Annotated in this window: 11 protein-coding genes; 7 read left to right on the forward strand and 4 right to left on the reverse strand. The window is 54.5% G+C overall.

Annotated features, from left to right (window positions below; genetic code table 11):
* Positions 1 to 31: 31 nt before the first annotated feature.
* A complete protein-coding gene (locus tag AB8B76_RS01835) occupies positions 32 to 433 on the reverse strand; it encodes a VOC family protein (RefSeq protein WP_405269432.1) in 402 nt (133 codons plus the stop codon).
* A gap of 71 nt (positions 434 to 504) precedes the next feature.
* Positions 505 to 3,624, reverse strand: coding sequence for a WD40/YVTN/BNR-like repeat-containing protein (locus AB8B76_RS01840; RefSeq protein ID WP_405269435.1), 3,120 nt, complete (start codon positions 3,622 to 3,624; stop codon positions 505 to 507).
* Between the two features lie 117 nt (positions 3,625 to 3,741).
* Between AB8B76_RS01840 and AB8B76_RS01845 the strand changes: the two genes are divergently transcribed.
* From AB8B76_RS01845 to AB8B76_RS01855, 3 genes are all read left to right on the forward strand, one after another.
* On the forward strand, positions 3,742 to 5,964 hold the full coding sequence (locus tag AB8B76_RS01845) for a prolyl oligopeptidase family serine peptidase (RefSeq protein ID WP_405269438.1): 2,223 nt from the start codon (positions 3,742 to 3,744) through the stop codon (positions 5,962 to 5,964).
* 120 nt (positions 5,965 to 6,084) lie between these two features.
* Positions 6,085 to 7,926 (forward strand): M1 family metallopeptidase, encoded by a 1,842-nt coding sequence (locus AB8B76_RS01850; RefSeq protein WP_405269441.1) that lies wholly within the window; start codon positions 6,085 to 6,087, stop codon positions 7,924 to 7,926.
* Positions 7,927 to 7,929: 3 nt separating this feature from the next.
* A complete protein-coding gene (locus tag AB8B76_RS01855; protein WP_405269444.1) occupies positions 7,930 to 9,315 on the forward strand; it encodes a M24 family metallopeptidase in 1,386 nt (461 codons plus the stop codon).
* A gap of 27 nt (positions 9,316 to 9,342) precedes the next feature.
* Here the strand turns inward: AB8B76_RS01855 and AB8B76_RS01860 are convergent, their stop codons facing one another.
* The gene (locus tag AB8B76_RS01860; protein WP_405269446.1) at positions 9,343 to 9,837 is read right to left on the reverse strand and encodes a DUF6702 family protein; all 495 of its coding nucleotides are present in this window, start codon (positions 9,835 to 9,837) and stop codon (positions 9,343 to 9,345) included.
* The gene (locus AB8B76_RS01865) at positions 9,827 to 12,394 is read right to left on the reverse strand and encodes a M1 family metallopeptidase (protein ID WP_405269449.1); all 2,568 of its coding nucleotides are present in this window, start codon (positions 12,392 to 12,394) and stop codon (positions 9,827 to 9,829) included. Before AB8B76_RS01865 ends, AB8B76_RS01860 begins: the two co-directional genes overlap by 11 nt.
* 66 nt (positions 12,395 to 12,460) lie before the next feature.
* Here AB8B76_RS01865 and AB8B76_RS01870 point away from each other — a divergent pair, with 66 nt between their 5' ends.
* From AB8B76_RS01870 to AB8B76_RS01885, 4 genes are read left to right on the forward strand one after another with little or no spacing between them, the layout of a single operon-like run.
* A complete protein-coding gene (locus tag AB8B76_RS01870; RefSeq protein ID WP_405269452.1) occupies positions 12,461 to 15,052 on the forward strand; it encodes a M1 family metallopeptidase in 2,592 nt (863 codons plus the stop codon).
* A gap of 2 nt (positions 15,053 to 15,054) precedes the next feature.
* Positions 15,055 to 16,563 (forward strand): APC family permease, encoded by a 1,509-nt coding sequence (locus AB8B76_RS01875; protein WP_405269455.1) that lies wholly within the window; start codon positions 15,055 to 15,057, stop codon positions 16,561 to 16,563.
* A gap of 8 nt (positions 16,564 to 16,571) precedes the next feature.
* A complete protein-coding gene (locus AB8B76_RS01880; protein ID WP_405269457.1) occupies positions 16,572 to 18,044 on the forward strand; it encodes an aldo/keto reductase in 1,473 nt (490 codons plus the stop codon).
* Entirely contained in the window at positions 18,041 to 18,538 is a 498-nt protein-coding gene (locus AB8B76_RS01885) for a shikimate kinase (protein WP_405269460.1), read from the forward strand. Before AB8B76_RS01880 ends, AB8B76_RS01885 begins: the two co-directional genes overlap by 4 nt.
* Positions 18,539 to 18,542 lie beyond the last annotated feature (4 nt).

Below are 18,542 nucleotides of genomic sequence, written 5' to 3' on the forward strand. Positions count from 1 at the left end.
CTCCATTTGTTGGGTAGAGCCAACTGATCGCTCAGTTGGCCTCACTCTGAGTCACAACACTCCAGACATGGCCGAAAGGGTCTCGCAACTTGCCGTGACGCCCAAAGAACTCATCAGTTACCGGTCGAATAACAGTGGCTCCCGCAGCGATAGCGCGATCAAACCATGCATCCGCGTCATCTACCGATAAATTGATCGAGAAAGTCGTACGCCCACCCAGGGTGTCAGGCGCAACGTTACCAACTAGTTCCTCCATATCCAGGAACTCGTCCGCGAGCATCAAAAGACTGCCATTGATGCGCAAAGTAGCGTGGCCAAGCTTGCCTTCATGTTCGTAGCGCTGAAGTTCTTCCGCAGCAAAAGCCGTCTTATAAAACTCGATCGCCGCGGCACCATCGCGCACACAGAGATAGGGAGCAACTGCCTTCATCATACCGTCCTCCTCTCATCGCTTCTCAGTCTTAGCCTCGAACTCGAAGACTAGAAACGGTGTAGCTAAAAGGTCTACTCCCACTCAGGTGCCGCCACTGCAGGACCCGCGACTGCGTTAAATGCAGCAACATCCTCGCTGACCAGCGTCTCCCACGCAGACATCGCTTCCTGCCATTGAGGCCGCAGATCATCCAGACGATCTCTTTGACCACGGGTCAGCCCTAGCACTGCTTTGTCTGCTTGCTGATAAACATCAATGAGGAAGGCATCAACGCGCGGATGAAAATTCAGCACATCCTGAAAAGTTTCCCGCTGAGGCGTTGTCACCGACTTTTGCCACTCCTCCAATGAGGACAAAAGAGACTCGGCTGCCTCAGAAACAATGTCATCCCCCGCTTCTTTTGCCAGCGTCTGACGCAATTTCACCTGCTTTTGAATACCCTGCAGGCTGGCGACACGCGTATAGATTGCATCGAGCATGCTAAAGGCTTCGTCAACAAACGCCTGCTGTTCTGCTATGGCATCCGCTTCGTAGTTATTGATGGGATCCCAGCTTACCTTCACGGTTTGTTCCTGGACTTCTTCGCCTAGTGTCAGACGCACGGTGTAATCTCCCGGCGCTACGGCATAGCCCGCAATGGATTTGTCCGCACGAGCGCCGTACACGACGTCATAGTCGAGGGTCTCGCTTGAATCTGTTCGAAGATTCCAAACAAACCGGTTGAGGCCTTTTTCTGCAGGGATAGCTCCCCTGCCACCCTCGACACCTTTCTCTACGTCCGTTTCGAAACTGCGAATGACGTCTCCCGCGTCGTTGAGGATCTCCAAGGCGAGGGCCTGCTCCTCAAGATCAAGTTCGTCAGAGAGCGCGTAGTACAGTACCGCGCCATTGGGCGCACTAGGTGCCACGCTCTCGCCACCGCCGGCTCTACCCTCTGTGGGTGTCAAACGAATCGCAGGGGTCGGTGCGTAAAGGTGCGCAGTCGCTGATTCCTGCGCTTCGTCAAACTGTCGCAGTGGCACGATGTCGTCGATCACCCAGAAGGCACGTCCCTGAGTCGCGAGTACGAGGTCGTTGCGACGAACCATCAGGTCCGTAATGGGAACAATCGGCAAATTCGTCTGAAACGCCTGCCAGTCCTTACCACTGTTGAACGAAATGTAGAGACCACGCTCCATGCCGGCAAAAAGAAGTCCTGCACGCTCAGGATCTTCGCGCACTACCCGTACAAAGTGCGCCTCAGGCAGTCCGTCGGTAATCGATGACCAGCTGCGACCGTAATTGGACGTGCGATACACATAGGGCTGGTTGTCACCTTCCTTGTACTTCATCACCACGACATAGGCGACGGAAGGATCATGGGGGGACACCTCAATGGCGTTGATCAAACCTCGTCCTGCATTCTTTGGCGTGACGTTCTTCCAGCTCTCTCCCCCGTCGCGGGTTACATGAACCAGACCATCATCGCTGCCCACCCACAGCGTATCGGGATCGTGGGGACTCTCTGCAAAAGAGAAGATCGTATTGTATTGCTCGATGTTCTCGTTGGTGTAGGGCCCCATGCCCTGGCCCTGCTTGTCTAATTCATTGCGAGTAAGGTCGGGGCTCGCCTCTGTCCAATCAAAACCGCGATTCACCGACTTCAGCAACACATTGCTGCCGTGATACACCACCTTGGGGTCGTGAAGAGAAACATGGATAGGTGAGTTCCAGTTAAATCGATACTTGGAATCACTCGCTAACTGCCCCAAACCCGTTTCCGCGTAGGCCTTTATTGAGCGGCTGGTGCGCGTTTCTGTATCGAACTCATCGATAAGGCCGAGATAGCAGCCGGCATAGGTATACCGCGGATCGTCGGGATCCATGGCCACGTAAGCGCTCTCACAACCGCCATGCACTTCCCAGTCATCGCGGCCAATTTGGCCATCCCGGGATCGGCTGCGTATTGCCACCGTGGAATTATCCTGTTGTCCGCCGTAAATGCGGTACTCAAATGCGTTATCAGTATTAACGCGGTAAAACTGAGCCGTCGGTTGATTGTCTTGTCGCGACCAGGTGTCCGCTCCGTCAAAAGACACATTGGCACCACCGTCATTTGCGTTAACCATCCAGTCTGAATTGTCCGGATTAATCCACAGGTAATGGTTATCACCGTGAGGCGTTTGCACCTGATTGAAGGTCTTTCCGCCATCAATGGACTTCATGAACGGTGCATTAAGCACATACACCGTGTTTTCATCATTTGGATCGGCAAAAATATGCATGTAGTACCAGGAGCGCGCACGAAGTACTCGCTCCTTGTTGACCTGGCTCCAGCTATCGCCACCATCATCAGATCGGTAAAGACCTCCTTCGTCGCCTTCGGCTTCGATGATCGTCCAAACCCGACCCGACTTAACACCGGATACGGCGACACCCAACTTACCCATGCCGTCGGGCAGGTCATCCACCAGACGTTCCCAGCTCTCTCCGCCATCGGTCGAGCGCCAAAGTCCACTACCCTCGCCTCCCGAGCGCAGCTTCCAGGGAGTACGCTGGTTGTCCCACATGGCGGCAAACAGGATGCGCGGATTACTGGGATCAATAGCCAGGTCGACAGCACCGGTAGTCTCGTTGAGGGGCTCCAGTACCCGGCGCCAAGTTGCACCACCGTCGGTCGTCTTGAACACACCAGCGTCATCTGCCGGCGCGTAGGTATTCCCCTGCGCCGCTACCCAGATAGTGTCGGGATCTGCTGGATGAATACGGATTTCACCAAACTGGCGCACGTTCTCAAAACCGATGTGAGTCCAGCTTTTTCCTGCATCAGTGGATTTGTAGACGCCGTCTCCTTGCGATGAAGCAATGTTTCTGAAAGGTGACTCGCCCATACCCACAACCACAACATTTGGGTCTGATGCCGCTACGGCGATCGCGCCTACCGCAGAGGAACCAAAGTCGTCATCAGACACAGGATTCCAGCTGGCACCAGCGTTCTCGGTTTTCCAGACACCTCCGGTGGTGCCCATGTAGTAAACATGGGGGTTTTGACGAACACCTACCGCTACCGTGGCACGCCCTCCACGAAAAGGCCCGACATTGCGCGCCTCGATACCATCAAAGAAACTGCGATCCTCACCCGCACTGATGACTGCCGTCGATATGGAAGAAAAAACAAGGCCCAAACAAGCTAGAAACAGCGTTGGCTTCATGATTAACCCTTAAAGTGTGTTCGTTAGTATTGCTTTACCGTAACGTCAAAAGTATATGTCAGAATCAACTCCGGTGAACCTCGTAGCACCTGACCTATCACCCAAGGATAACGATCCATGTCAGCGAGTCGTTGCTGTTTTCCAAGCCTAAGCTCCCAAAAACTCTCCCCACGGAGGGTCCTAGCCACGTTTCTAAGTGCTTTCGCCTTCGCACTGCTGACTCAATCAGTCGTTGCAAGCGACGCTCCACCTCTCACTCTGGAAGATGTGTTTGCTTCGCCCAGTCTCTTTGGCACATCACCTTCAGCGCCAAAGTGGGCTCCTGACAGTCGAAGCTTTGCCTTCACCTGGAACGACAAGGGTCTGCCTAAACGTGGTTTGTGGCTTTCTTCGGCCGATGGAAAACAGCTAAGGCAGATCCCTCTTCCCGGCGCTTCTGCATCGCCGCGTGACTTCGTCTGGCAAGGAGATGGGCAATATTTGCTCGTTCTTCAGGGTAATGGGCTTTGGCAACTAGACACCAGCGATGGATCAGCAGAGCAATTGGGAATTCTTGGTGATGACGCGTCCACGCTCACTATAGCTCCTGACGGTCGGCAGCTAGCGTTCCTCAAAGAGGGTGACCTCTGGATATTCGACCTGCGGAAAAAGACTCTCAGAGCGCTTTCACAACTGGGTATACCGGCCTTATCCAAACTTTCGATCGGGCGCTACAACAGGCCCGAGCGCGAGATAGGCCCGGGGATTTGGGGCGGACCCACCTACGCGTGGTCGCCGGACAGTAAGCGTATTGCCGTTCACTTGGTAGATCGTCAAAACATGCGCAAAGTGCCGTTCCCCGACTATCTCGCAGCGGAGACAACTCCCAACGAGATACGCAGGGGCTATCCCGGGGATGCCAACGAATCTCGCCAGGTAGGCATTATCGACCTTAGCGATGGCAAGTTAGAGCTTCTGCCGCTTGAAAAAACGGACGCTCAACAAGTCATTGGCTTTTCGTGGTCGGCAACGGGCGTGCTGCTCGTGGACATCGCTTCGGACACGGCAGAGGACCGCTGGCTTTATCGGGTAGACGAGCAGAACGAACTGATCCTCGTGTGGCACAGTAATCGCCCCAGTCGCATTTACACGGCCTTTGCCTCTGCCTGGCATTCCGACAACGAACGGGTCATTTTTCTCAGTGACCTTGATGATCGCTACGGGCTCTACCAGATCAACGCGTTCACCCCGGAAAAATCCCCAAAGCGCATCAGCGACGCGAGCACCGATGTGTTAAGCGCTCCCCAGGTCACAAAATCCGGGCAGATCTTTTACACGGCTAACGCACCAACGCCGGCGGAGCGTCATGTATTGCGCATAGACGCAAATAAAGGATCACCAGAGCAACTCACGCGGCTACCGGGATATAACAGCGCCTACCCATCTCCCGATGGCGCGCATCTGGCATTCATTCATAGCGAAGCGAATCTACCTCCCGAGATTTATGCACTCGCAGCTCCGGGAGAAGAATCGCACCGCGTCACTCACTCCCAATCTGAACGCTTTAAAGAGCAGGACTGGGCCCGGAGTCGCTACGTGAGCTTTCCGAGCCACATTGATGACTACACCCTGCACGCGAGAATTTTAGAACCACTCAATTTAGAGCCTGGCAAAAAGTATCCCGTGCTCTTTGGCCCCATGTACTCGAACACCGTGCGCAACCGCTGGAGCGGTCGGTACAGCCGAATACAGCAGCTATTGGTGCAGAAGGGCTATGTAGTTGTGCAAGTTGATATGCGCGGTAGTACTGGCTACGGACGGGACTTTCGCGAAGAGTTTCTGGTGGACTTTGCCGGTGATGACATCGAAGACATCGTGAGCGCAGTGGATTACCTGAAATCCCAACCACACATGGATACCGAGCGGATGGGAATTTGGGGAAGCAGCTACGGCGGGACCCTTTCGATCTATACGCTGCTAAAGAAGCCCGGCCTCTTTCGTGCTGGCGTTGCCGCTGCCGCAGCGGTAGATCCACATTTTTTTGGTACCGACGATGTGGCGATCGTGCGTCGTCCCGACACGCATCCGGAGGTGTTTCTCAACACCGCGGCCCGCTATGCCGACAACCTCGAAGACCACTTGCTGATTATTCATGGAATGCAGGATCAAGTTGTGCCCTTCAAAACCACCGCCGCCCTGGCCGATCTCTTGATTAAGAAAGGCAAAGACTTTGATTTTGCTTTTGCGCCAGGTGCAACCCACAGCTGGAGTCGAGAGGCTCATTACTCCCGCTACCTCTTTGGGAAAATGCTGACGCACTTTGATCGCTATCTAATGCCTGAGCCGGCAACGTCCAATTGACGACAACAGGATCTCTCTAAGACGTTACACTGAGATACTTTATCGCCCCTGATCAGCTGGCTTTGCCTGTGCTGCCCGCGTGAAGGTTCGTATTCGTGCTTGCTTAAGGAGTATCTCAGAGTGACTCAATCTACATCGTCCGTGGCCCTGGCCCGCTCGCTGCTAGGTAGCTGCTTGCTAGCCACCGCTGTAACGGGCTGCAGCAATCAGCAATCTAACGACAATGCCATGGCACCCGCCTCGGTAATCGCCGCGCTCGAGGCGGCCGCTCGTGGTGAGGCCCACCCCGACGACCTGCACCGGGACACCGTAAAGTCTGGTAAAGCTATGACCCCCATGCAAGCCGCCTTTGACGTTCAGCATTATGCTCTGACACTCAAAGTCATGCCCGAGAGCCGGTCTATTGAAGGCAGCGTCGCGGTCCGCTTCGATGCCCTTGAGTCACTGGATACCGTGCAGTTGGATCTTGATCCACGACTTGTAATTGAAGGCGTAACGATGGGAGAAACACCGCTCAAGGTGCGCCGCGAAGAAGGTTCCTTCATGGTCAGCTTGCCGGCCACGCTGGCTGCAGGTGACAGTGCCACGATCACTGTCGCCTACGGCGGCAAGCCTCACGTAGCACTGGCACCCCCATGGTTTGGCGGCTTTGTCTGGTCTGAAGTAGATGGCACTCCATGGTTCGCTACCGCCGTGCAGGGTGACGGCTGTGATTTGTGGTGGCCCTGTAAAGATAACTTTGCAGACAAGCCCGACGAGGGCATTGATCTTGCGATCAGCGCACCGAAAGGCGTGAAAGTGGCCTCTGTTGGCGTACTTCGGTCTGTAGACGAGGGCGATGACGGTTTCGATACCTGGCACTGGAGCTCCAGACATCCTTACTCCGGATATGCCGTTGCAATTAACGGCGGCCCCTTCGAGCTGGTCGAGGACGAGTACGAGGGAATCAACGGTAGCCGCTATCCGATTCAGTTCTGGGCACTTGAAGAAAATGCCGACAAAGCTCGCGCGCTTATTAACTCAGACGTTATCCCGGATCTCGAGTTTTTCGAGCGCATCCTGGGACCCTACCCTTGGGGTGACGAGAAGGCCGGTTTTGTTGAGACTCCACACCTGGGCATGGAGCACCAAACCATTAACGGCTACGGAGAGCAGTACAAGCGCGGCCGCTATGGCTACGACTGGCTCCTGCATCATGAACTAGCCCACGAGTGGTTTGGCAACGTTATGACTCACGCCCGTCCCGAGGACGCCTGGCTTCACGAGGGTTACGGTGCCTACATGCAGGCGGTCTACGCCGAAGAAACCATTGGCGCGATGGGTTACTACGACCATATGTATGGGGCCTATACAAACAACGAGCACTGCCTTCCCGTGGCCAACCCTGAAGTAGAAGATGCCGGCGAAGCCTTTGACAACCGTGACATTTATACCAAGGGCTCATGGATGCTCCACAGCCTTCGTCGACACATTGGTGAGGAGGCCTTCTGGGCAGGCACCCGGCGCGTGATCTACGACACAGCCGAACCCTGGGACCTTAACTACCCCATTCAATCGCGCTATCGCTCCACGGAAGACTTTATCGACATCATGTCTGAAGAAGCGGGAGAAGATATCAGCTGGCTAGTGCAGACCTACCTTCGCGAAGCAGGCATGCCAGAACTTGTCACAAGCCGTGACAACGGTCAGCTGTCGCTATCCTGGAACGTCCCGGGCGATAGAGACTTTCCCATGCCTATCGACGTCAGCATTGACGGGGAAATCACGGTAGTAGACATGTCCTCGGGAGCTCAGAGCCTGTCTGTGCCTGACAGGGCTCGTGTACTCATCGATCCTGATAGTAAGATTCTCCGAACACTACCGATCATTGGTAACTGCTCAGAACAAACCGAGCAGCAGATTCTGGACAACATCGAGCGCTTTACGCGCATGGCAAAAGACTACGGCTGGCAAAGAGACTAAACCATGAGTTTTCCAACGCACATTCGCAAAACACTCCATAGGCTGACTCTCGCGGTCAGTTGCGTGGCCGCATTTACAACGGCCTCCGTCCATAGCCAGGAGCTCACTGACCCTGGCATGCCGCAGATTCTCGATCTTGATGATCGCGCTGCCACCGTGGACCGTTGGCTCAAAGGCCGATTGGATACACTGGTACCGGCATTGATGCGCCGCGAAGGTGTAGACATGTGGATACTGGTCGCTGGTGAGTATGATGAAGACCCTGTGGTAAAGACCATGCTCCCCGCGACCTGGCTCGCAGCGCGACGGACCACGATTATGATTTTTCATGATCGTGGCGAGGACGAGGGCGTGGAGCGTATGGCCGTTGCCCGCTACCCCGTCGCTGACCTGTTTCCATCAGCCTGGAATCCTGAAGAGCAGGGTGATCAGTGGGAGCGCGTTGCGGAGATCATACGAGAACGTAACCCCAGTAAGGTCGCTATAAACACCTCTGAAGACTTTCCTCTCGCCGACGGCCTTAGCGCAGGCATGCGCCGAAAACTGGAGCGCGCGCTCGGACCCTTAAGCGACAAGCTCGTCGAGAACCATAATCTGGCCATTGGCTGGCTCGAAACTCGCACGAGCGCGGAGATGGCCGCTTACCCGCAACTGGTTCGTATCGCTCACGCGATCATCGCTGAAATGTTTTCGGAAGCGACGATTACTCCCGGCATTACTACCACAGAGGATCTTCGCTGGCACCTGAGACAACAAGTTTCCGATCTAGGATTGGACACATGGTTTCATCCATCGGTACACGTTCAACGAGCTTCCCAATCAGCCTTCTCAATCGCCAACATGAGTCTTGATGAAGGCGATGTCGTCATGCCCGGGGACTTCCTGCATGTGGACTTTGGCATCACTTATCTCAGGCTTAACACCGACACACAGCACCATGCCTACGTGCTGCGCCCCGGCGAAACCGAAGCACCTAAAGGTTTAAGAGATGGCCTTGCCGCTGCGAACAAAGTGCAAGATGCGCTTCTGGCGACTTTTAAAACCGGCCAATCCGGGAATGAAATGCTCGCCGCCACCCGGAAAACCATTGAAGCTCAGGGCATCAAAGGCACGATCTACACGCACCCTTTAGGTCTCCATGGCCATGGCGCCGGGCCAGGAATAGGCATGTGGGATAACCAGGGGCCGATGAAAGGAGCGCGGGGAGCTTATCCACTGTGGCCAAACACCGCCTGGTCTATAGAACTCAATGCAGAGGCTGCTGTTCCCGAATGGGACGGACAGCTTGTTCGTTTTATGACCGAAGAAGACGCTTTTTTTGATGGTAAAACGGTGCGTTACCTGGATGGGCGGCAAACTGAGATAACTCTGATACCGCGCCAGCAATAGCGCCACAACCAAAGGACAAGAGCGGGTTTAACGTTCCCGCTCTTCATCGAGGCCCGGCGCTTTTATCTTGATAAACGCCTGGGCCTCAGGCTCTACGTCCAGCAGGACGAAGTTGTCGATCACAGGGAAACGCTCCGGCAGAGCTGTCACCCATTCCTGGTAAACCAGCAGAAAATCGTCTTCGATCTCTGCACCAATAGTCTCGAGTTTGATAGCCGCGTCCTTGCGTGCAGCAGAAAGCAGCTTAAAGCGTTCATCTACGTACAACGCAACAAGCGCCAGGCTTCGAAGTTCTTCAATGGACTCCGTCCCGCCCATGTAGCGATTGACCACGATGGCGTCAGCCAGATGCATGCGGTGCACAATTTCAAAGCTCTCGCCAGACCAGACGATATCCGTCCAGACCGCATGACCCCGGTGAGCGCCCGCCGGCATCATACAAAGGAGGAGCACTGCGCTGAGAATCCAGCGCAGTGTTTTGGAAGGGGCGGCGGTAGCGATGTCTCCCGCTTTAGCCACCATTCGCAGGTTTCAGCGGCGCCGATTTACCGTCGTCCGCATTTACTTTGGCGCTGTCCTTGAGTTCGTGCAGCATATCGGCCATCAGATTGCGTTTTTTGGAATCCGACTTGTAAGCCGACAGGCGTGACTGATGAATCGTGGATGGGAACCGATTATTGCTGTAATCCGCGTCAGCAGTTTGATGTCTACGATCGACTTCGATGTACGCGATAGGCTTAGCTTCAATGAGCCTGTGCGTCACCTTGATCGAGTTTTTGCGCCAGATCTCTGCAGCCAACTCCAGTTCACGGCTACTGCCATCTTCGTACTGGATGTGAAGCATCAAAGGTGACGGCACTCCGCCAAGGTTTTCGAAGTCCACGAAGTAGAAATAGTCATCGTCTTCGATCGCCTGGTTAAACGCTCTTTGCTCCCAGGGCTCAAGCTTCTTGAACTTATCCGCCGCAGAGTTACGATCTTTGTTAGTCACTGTGTAGCGGTCATTCTCGCTGTACAGATCCTTTAAGGCTTCAAAGCGCTCTTCTCGCGGCACAATGCCTTCTGCCTTATTGCGTTCAACATTCACTGGTACCGGATTGTCTCGATTGTGCTCATCACGGTCGAGGGGGTAATCGACATCCGGGTCACCCGACTTGAGTTGGTACGCGCGAACATCGGTGATCGCCATGTCGACGTAGTCCGTGGTGTAAAACCAGGCTCTCCAGAACCAATCCAGATCAACACCCGACGCGTCTTCCATGGTGCGGAAGAAATCCGATGGTGTGGGCCGCTTGAACTTCCAGCGTTGAGCGTACTCACGAAAAGCAAAGTCGAAGAGCTCTCGACCCATTACCGTCTCGCGAAGAACAGTCAGCGCCGCGGCAGGTTTGCTGTAGGCATTAGGCCCCAGTCGCAAAACAGAATCAGACTGCGTCATTACAGGAACCTGATTGGGCGACATCATGTACTCGGGAATCATATCCAGTACGTTAGTCTCGTTAATCAGGGAGTTAGAGATGCGCCGGAATGCGGGGAAGTCCTCTTCCCACTCAAGCTCAGCAACGTACTCCAGAAACGTGTTCAGGCCCTCGTCCATCCAGGTCCACTGACGCTCGTCGGAGTTCACGACCATGGGGAAATAAATATGCCCCACTTCGTGAATTACAACACCGATCAGGCCGTACTTGATACGTCGGGAATACGCTAGCTCCGCTGCCGCGCGTGACTCGGCAGACTCAGGATCATCTTCCTTTGCACGAGGAGGATCTGGACGATAACCATTGAAGGTGATCATCGGGTACTCCATACCACCCCCTTCCCAGGTATTTACGGACTGCGCCGTGGGATAGGGATAGTCAAAAGAGAAACGGCTGTAGACGTCCATGGTGTGGACGACTGCCTGCGTGGAGTACTTCGACCACACGGGCTCAGCTTCGTTGGGATAGAAGGACATTGCGAGAACACGCTCATGCTTCGCACCCGGCTGCTCATGAGCCATGGCGTCCCAAATAAACTTGCTGGAACTTGCCCAGGCAAAATCTCTTACGTTCTCTGCCTCAAAGCGCCAGGTACGAGTGCCCGTAGCCTCGGTCTTCTCGTTCTCCAGAGCTTCTTCCGGGGTAACAACAAAGCGAGGCTTGTCTGAGCCGGCGCTGGCCAGGCGTTCCTGCTGCTCACTAGTGAGCACCTCATCGGCGTTAGCCAGGGCTCCCGTTGAGGAGACAATGTGATTGTCCGGTACCGTCAGTGAGACGTCGTAATCACCAAATTCGAGAGTGAACTCTCCGCTCCCAAGAAACGCCTTGTTATGCCAGCCATCGTAATCGCTATAGGCCGCCAGACGAGGGAACCACTGGGATAGAAAGAAAATCTGGGTATCCGACTCGTAAAACTGCTCGTAGCCACCGCGACTGCGAACGGTATCGCGTTCAATAATGTCGAAGGTCCATTCAACATTGAAGCTCACATACTCGCCGGAAGCCAAAGGCTTGGGCAAATCAACGCGTACCATGGTGTCGACAACGACGAAAGGCATCTCTTCACCGGACTCGCCGGTAAAGCTCAAATTGCGGTAACCGTAGTCACCCACTGACACCGCCTGATGATCACGCAGATTCCGGTAGGAGACTCGATCTGAGCTCACCGTGCGTGAACGCCGATCCAGAGAGTCCTTCTTGAATCGGTTTTGATCCAGTTGCAGCCACAGGTAACGCAACGCATCTGGGGAATTGTTGGTGTAAACAATACGAGCACTGGCATCAATACGCCGGGCGTCTTCATCAAGTCGAGCATCGATGTCGTAATCAGCCTGCTGTTGCCAGTAAGCATGACCCGGAGCGCCGGACGCCGTGCGGTAAACGTTGGGCGAAGGTAGCTCCTGCCCGAGCTGCGCAAAAGCGTTCGCGCCAGAGCCGATCACATCCTGAGCACTTACCGATAGAGATAGAGGGGCTAGACCCGCCAAGACAAACCCGATTACCGGGAGAATTAAGCGATAACGCATAATAAAACCATTAAACCGTAGGGAAAAAACAGCGGCGAAGGTTACCAGATGCGATGGGGTCTTGGGGAGTGCCACTCATGAACACCACAGCAGGGTGCCAATCAGGTATCGTCTATCTTTTTCTTATCATGGGCCTTGTTTGTGAAACGACTATTAAAGCTGTCGGCCGCACTCTCCTGTGCGATTCTTATTGGCTGTGACGCTAGCAGCCAAATGCAGGGGCTCGATAACAAAGGAATCAGCATGGTTGTAGAGCCGGGCGTATCTGCATCGCTGGCGCAAGATCGCGCTCAACGAATCACTGAACTGAGCTACGACTTAAGCTTCTCGGTACCAAGCGATCCAGCCTTACCCCTCAATGGGCGTATTGTCATTAGCTTCGATCTTTCCAGCATCGAAAACCCGCTACAGATCGACTTTGCCCAAAGCGCCGATAGCATCACTACCGTCACTGCTGAAGGGAAACTGATCGCTCACAGCTTCGAAAATGAACACATCCTTATTCCAAGCTCAGCGCTCCGCATAGGTCGAAACGAACTCACATTGGACTTTGTGGCACCGCAGGACTCGGTCAACCGAAACCCTGACTATCTCTTTACACTTTTTGTACCCGATCGCGCGCGTCGGGCTTTTCCTCTTTTTGATCAGCCCGATCTGAAAGCACGCTACCGGCTAACGCTGGAAACGCCTGCAGATTGGACCGCACTGGGTAACGGCTCCCGGGAAAGTATTGCGACAAAAGATGGACGGCAGGTTTTTCGCTTCGCAACTACCGATCCTCTACCGTCCTATTTGTTTTCCTTTGTCGCGGGCAGGTTCGAGACTGTCACTCGCACCATGGGGGGGCGGGATATCACGATGCTCCACCGAGAGACCGACGCCGAGAAGCTCGACCGTAACGTCGATGCGATCTTTGAGATCCACCGCGACTCACTAGAATGGCTAAAAGGTTACACGGCAATCGATTACCCCTTCGAGAAGTTTGCTTTTGCGCTGATACCCGACTTCCCCTACGGCGGCATGGAACATGTCGGCGCGATTCAGTACCGCGCTTCGTCCCTTTTGCTGGAGGACTCACCCTCAGAGAGTCAGCTGTTAAATCGGGCGCAGCTTATCGCTCACGAGACCGCCCATATGTGGTTTGGAAATCTCGTGACCATGCGTTGGTTTGACGACGTATGGACGAAAGAAGTGTTTGCTAACTTTATGGCGGACAAAATCGTAAACCCGCAATTTCCCGAAACGGATCATGAGCTCAACTTTCTGGTGAGCCACTACCCTCAGGCCTACGCCGTCGACCGCACCGAGGGTGCCAACCCTATCCGACAGCGATTGGACAATCTGAACCTCGCGGGGCAAATGTACGGCCCTATCATCTATCACAAAGCGCCGATCATGATGCGTCAGCTCGAACTCTTGCTGGGAGAGGCGGCTTTTCAGGAAGGTCTTCAGACGTATCTCAGTCGCTACTCCTACGCCAACGCCACTTGGCCCGCCCTCATCGAGATTCTCGACGGGAAAACCGAGATCGATCTGGCCAGCTGGAGTGAAGTTTGGGTTAACAGTGCCGGGATGCCGGTTTTTTCCCTAAGCACCTCCAGCGGCAACGCCGGAGAGACAACACAGGCCATACTCAGGCAGATTGATCCTGCCGGAGAAGGACGTGAATGGCCGCAGCAATTCTCGCTATGGTCATTAAGCGACGCTGCTGAAACTTCCATGATGGCAGCGGCTGAAGCTCCCCTGCCGGAGAACGTCGACGGTGAGCCTCTTGAGAACCTTCTGTTTAATGCTGATGGGCTGGGATACGGTCGCTTCCCTGTCGACGCTCGTCTGTTTGACGCCTGGGAAGTACTCACACCACTGCAGCGAGGCGTTCTCCTTGTTTCGGGCTTTGAAGAACTCCTGTCTAATTCAGACAAAAGTGCCGCTGCATACTTCGATACGCTAGCTCGGATTGTGTTGTCCGAAAGTAATGATCTACTTATTGAACTAGCAGCCCAGCAATTGCACTACGTTTACTTCAGCCTTCTTAGCGCCCAAGAGCGCAGCGAACGAATGCCTCGCACGGAGAGCGACCTTTGGCTGACGATGCAGGCGCAGGAAACCTCGAGTAAAACGAAAATTTTCTTTGAGCTGTTCACCGATATGGCCCTGTCGACCGAGGCATTGGAGCAAATTTACAATGTGTGGAGCGGCAAAGAGGCCATACCCTCACTACGTCTCCAGGAGGCCGAGCGCATTCGCCTTGCCGAGATCATCGCCGTGCGCCTACCCGATCTCGCCGAGGAAGTTATTAGCAAACAGCGACAAGAAACAACAAACCCTGATCGCCTCCGTCGTCTCGACTTTTTGGCGCCGGCTCTCTCTAATAATCCGGAAATCCGAAACAGTTTTTTTGAGTCACTAAAGACTTCAGAGAATCGCGCTACGGAAGTGTGGGTAACTGATGCACTGCGACGACTTCATGACCCTACGCGTCTCGACCACTCAGCAGCTTATGTCTTACCAAGCCTGGAGCTCCTTGAAGAAATTCAGGTAACAGGCGACATCTTTTTCCCCAGCGCCTGGCTCAACCGAAGCCTCGGCCCTCATAGCGCACCAAGCCTCGCGTCGACTGTCAGAGAGTTTTTGGAGAATCGTCCTGACTATAACCCCCAGCTGCGCATGAAGATTCTTCAGGCAGCAGATCCTCTATTCCGAGCGAGCCAGCGAAGGACCAAAGCGCTCTAGCTATGACTGCGATAAAAGAGATCAACAGGTCCAGCGGTGAAGGCGGCCTCCGTCGGGAGCTAGGCTTGGGTGCACTGGCTGCCACCGGCATTTGTTCCATGCTAGGCGCGTCGGTGTATGTCGTGCCCTTTATGATCCAGCGCAATGTACCGGGTATAGGCGCCTGGGTGTTGCCCGCATTTTTGTTCGCTGCGCTGCCCGCGATACTCGCGGCACTGGCTTATGCCATTCTGGCATCGGCCATGCCCAGGGCCGGCGGCAGCTATCTTTACGCTAGCCGGGGTTTAAGTCCCTATCTCGGCTTTGTCGCCAGCTTTTCTCAGTGGTTTGGCCTGTCTATTGTTATAGGCGTTATCGCCTACATTATCGTGCCGTTTTTGCGCGATATTGCCTTGGCGCTGGAGTGGAACCAATTAGCCTCTGTTTTAGAAACCGGGACCGTCCGTGTAGGTTTGGCCTTAGCCATGCTGTGGACCTTTGTGGGTACGAACCTCCTTGGTTCACGCTTTTACACCCGGACACTGATCCCGTTAATGCTCCTCATGTTCACCCTGGGCGCCATTGTTGTAGTAGCGGGCTTTTCCCACGACACAGCGGATTTTGCCACCGGTTTGGCAACCAGAGATCAAAGAATCCTGGGTGCCAGTACAGACTCAAATTTCGACTTGGGCACTTTTCTGGCAGCCGCAGCGATCTTGTTTTCGAGCTTCATTGGCTTTGACTCCATTGCCCAGGCAGGTGGCGAGGCCCGCAACCCGCGGCGCAACCTACCTCTGGCAATCGGTATCGCCATGCTCAGCGTCGGTTCCTTCTACTTTCTCTTTACCGCTGCCGTATATCACACCGTGCCCTGGCAGTTTGTCGCAAGCGAGTCTTTTCAGCGTGACGTCACCGCGCCTGGATTGCTCAGTTATGTCCTGCCCGGGGCCTGGGCGGTCGCCATCATCGCGGGCGCTGCCATCGCGCTACTCAACGACCTCCCCGCCATGCTCCTTGCCGTATCGCGTTTGATGTTTGCCTGGGCGAAAGATGGGATTTTTCCCAGGACTCTTGGCAGAGTCCACCCGAAACGTCATACACCTCAAACAGCCATCATCGTCAGTGGCCTGATGGCAACTCTGGGTATATTAGGCAGCCACTTCGCCAGCGACTTTTTCCTCGGCATAGACATCATGGTGACCTCCATGTTGGTTAACTTCATGCTCATGTGTCTGACTGTGATCACGCTTCCGAAGCGTAACCCGGCACTAGCCAGCAAAGTTACCGTACTCAGCCATCGACCAAGCCAACTGCTACTCGCTTGGCTTGGTATGCTTCTACTCGCAGGCTTTCTGGTCATTCATGTCAGCAAAGATCTCAGGGCTGATTTATCGAACTGGTACTTCCACTCAACGCCTATCTGGCTCATCGTTATGACCATTGGCAGTGCCGTGTACTTTTTGGAGCGCCGCAAACTGCAGAGAAGCGGCGTGGATCTCCATAAAATTTTTAGTCAATTACCCCCGGAGTAGGAACAAGAATGCAGAAACGCCACACAGAACTGGCAGCCGATCTGCGAATCTCCCGTGTAGTTACCGGCCTATGGCAGATTGCCGACATGGAGCGCGATGGTGGCGCGGTAGATATAGATGCTGCCGCACGCAGCATGCAAGCCTATACCGATGCCGGACTCACCACCTTTGATATGGCGGATCATTACGGGTCTTCCGAGGAGATAGCCGGTCACTTCGCACAGAACCACATCGATAGACAGGACGTTCAGCTGCTCACCAAATGGGTCCCAAAGCCCGGCGGCTCCAGTCGCGACACGGTCCGCGAAGCAGTAGAGCGTGCTCTGCAGCGACTGCAGGCCGATCAGCTTCAGTTGCTGCAGTACCACGCCTGGAATTACGCTGATCCCAGTTATCTCGACGATCTCAGTTATCTAAAAGAACTTCAGGATGAGGGACTTATTAGCCACCTGGGGTTAACTAACTTCGATACAGCTCACCTGAGAGTGGTACTCGAGTCGGGCATCGATGTCGTATCCAATCAAGTGTGCTTTTCCCTACTTGATCAACGCGCAGCGGGTGCCATGCTCGAGCTGTGTGAAGAGAGGAATGTGAAGCTATTGGCTTTTGGCACCCTCGCCGGCGGTTTTCTCTCAGAGCGCTGGCTCAACACTTCCGAGCCCGATCAGGCAGCGCTCACCACCTGGTCACAAATGAAATACAAGCGGTACATCGATGAGGCCGGTGGATGGCTGCGATTCCAAAATCTACTGGGCCTGCTAGATACGATAGCGAAAGAACATGAGGTGTCGCTAGCCAACGTTGCCAGTCGTTTCATTCTTGAGAAGAACGGCGTGGGAGCAGTGATTATTGGCGCTCGATTAGGACAGAGCGAACACATAGAAAACAACAAGCAACTTCTCAACTTTTCGCTCAGCGCGAAGGCACAAAGCGCTATTCAGGATGCGCTAGGCGGACTAGACGCGATTCATGGGGATTGCGGCGACGAATACCGCAAGCCGCCGTTTTTAACGGCGTCCGGTGACCTTAGCCACCATATCGAAACGTTACCGCCGCCCTACCCGACGGTTTCCGGTTCCGACGGACAGACGCTGGCTCTCAGCGGAACCATCTGGGAAGACCTCGCGGGATTTTCCCGTGCGGTGCGCAAAGGCAACACCATCTGCGTATCGGGTACCACGGCGACCCACGGTGACCGTGTCATTGGTGCCGGTGACCCAACGGCCCAAGCCCACTTCGTTATCGACAAACTGGAGGGGGCACTTCAATCACTGGGAGTGACGCTCGAAAGCGTCGTTCGTACCCGTATTTTCATTCGCAATATGGAAGACTGGGAAGCGATCTCTAAAGTTCATGGGCAACGCTTCGGGCACATACAACCTGCAAACACTCTCGTGAGAGCGGATCTCGTCGGCAATGAATACTTGGTAGAAATTGAAGCGGACGCTATCGATAACACCGCCCCGGGAATTCCCCAATGACCAAAGCCCTTATCTTCGGCAACTCAGGATCGGGGAAGTCCACCCTCGCAAAACGCTTGTGCAAAGACGCTGATCTAGCCCACCTGGATTTGGATACCCTCGCCTGGGAGCCCACCACGCCACCAGCGCGTAAACCTCTGGCACTATCCGCAGCCGCCATCCACGCCTTTACGAGTGAGCACTCACATTGGGTAATTGAAGGCTGCTATGCCGATCTTATCGCCATGGCCTCCCCCCTTGCTGAAGAGCTGATATTTCTCGACATCTCCACAGAGGACTGTATTGCTCACGCCCATGCCCGCCCCTGGGAACCTCACAAGTACCCAACGAAAGAAGCGCAGGATGCCAACCTGGAAATGCTAATAGAGTGGATAAAGGCTTATCCCGAAAGAGATGACAGCTGTTCAAGGCAGGCGCATGTAGAAGTTTTTGAGGGGTTTTCGGGCAAAAAAACGCGAATAACTTCCCCCTCTTCTACGCTCCCTGGTGAATAAGTTG

It is taken from the genome of Congregibacter sp., from assembly GCF_045107095.1.
Classification (GTDB): Bacteria; Pseudomonadota; Gammaproteobacteria; order Pseudomonadales; family Halieaceae; genus Congregibacter.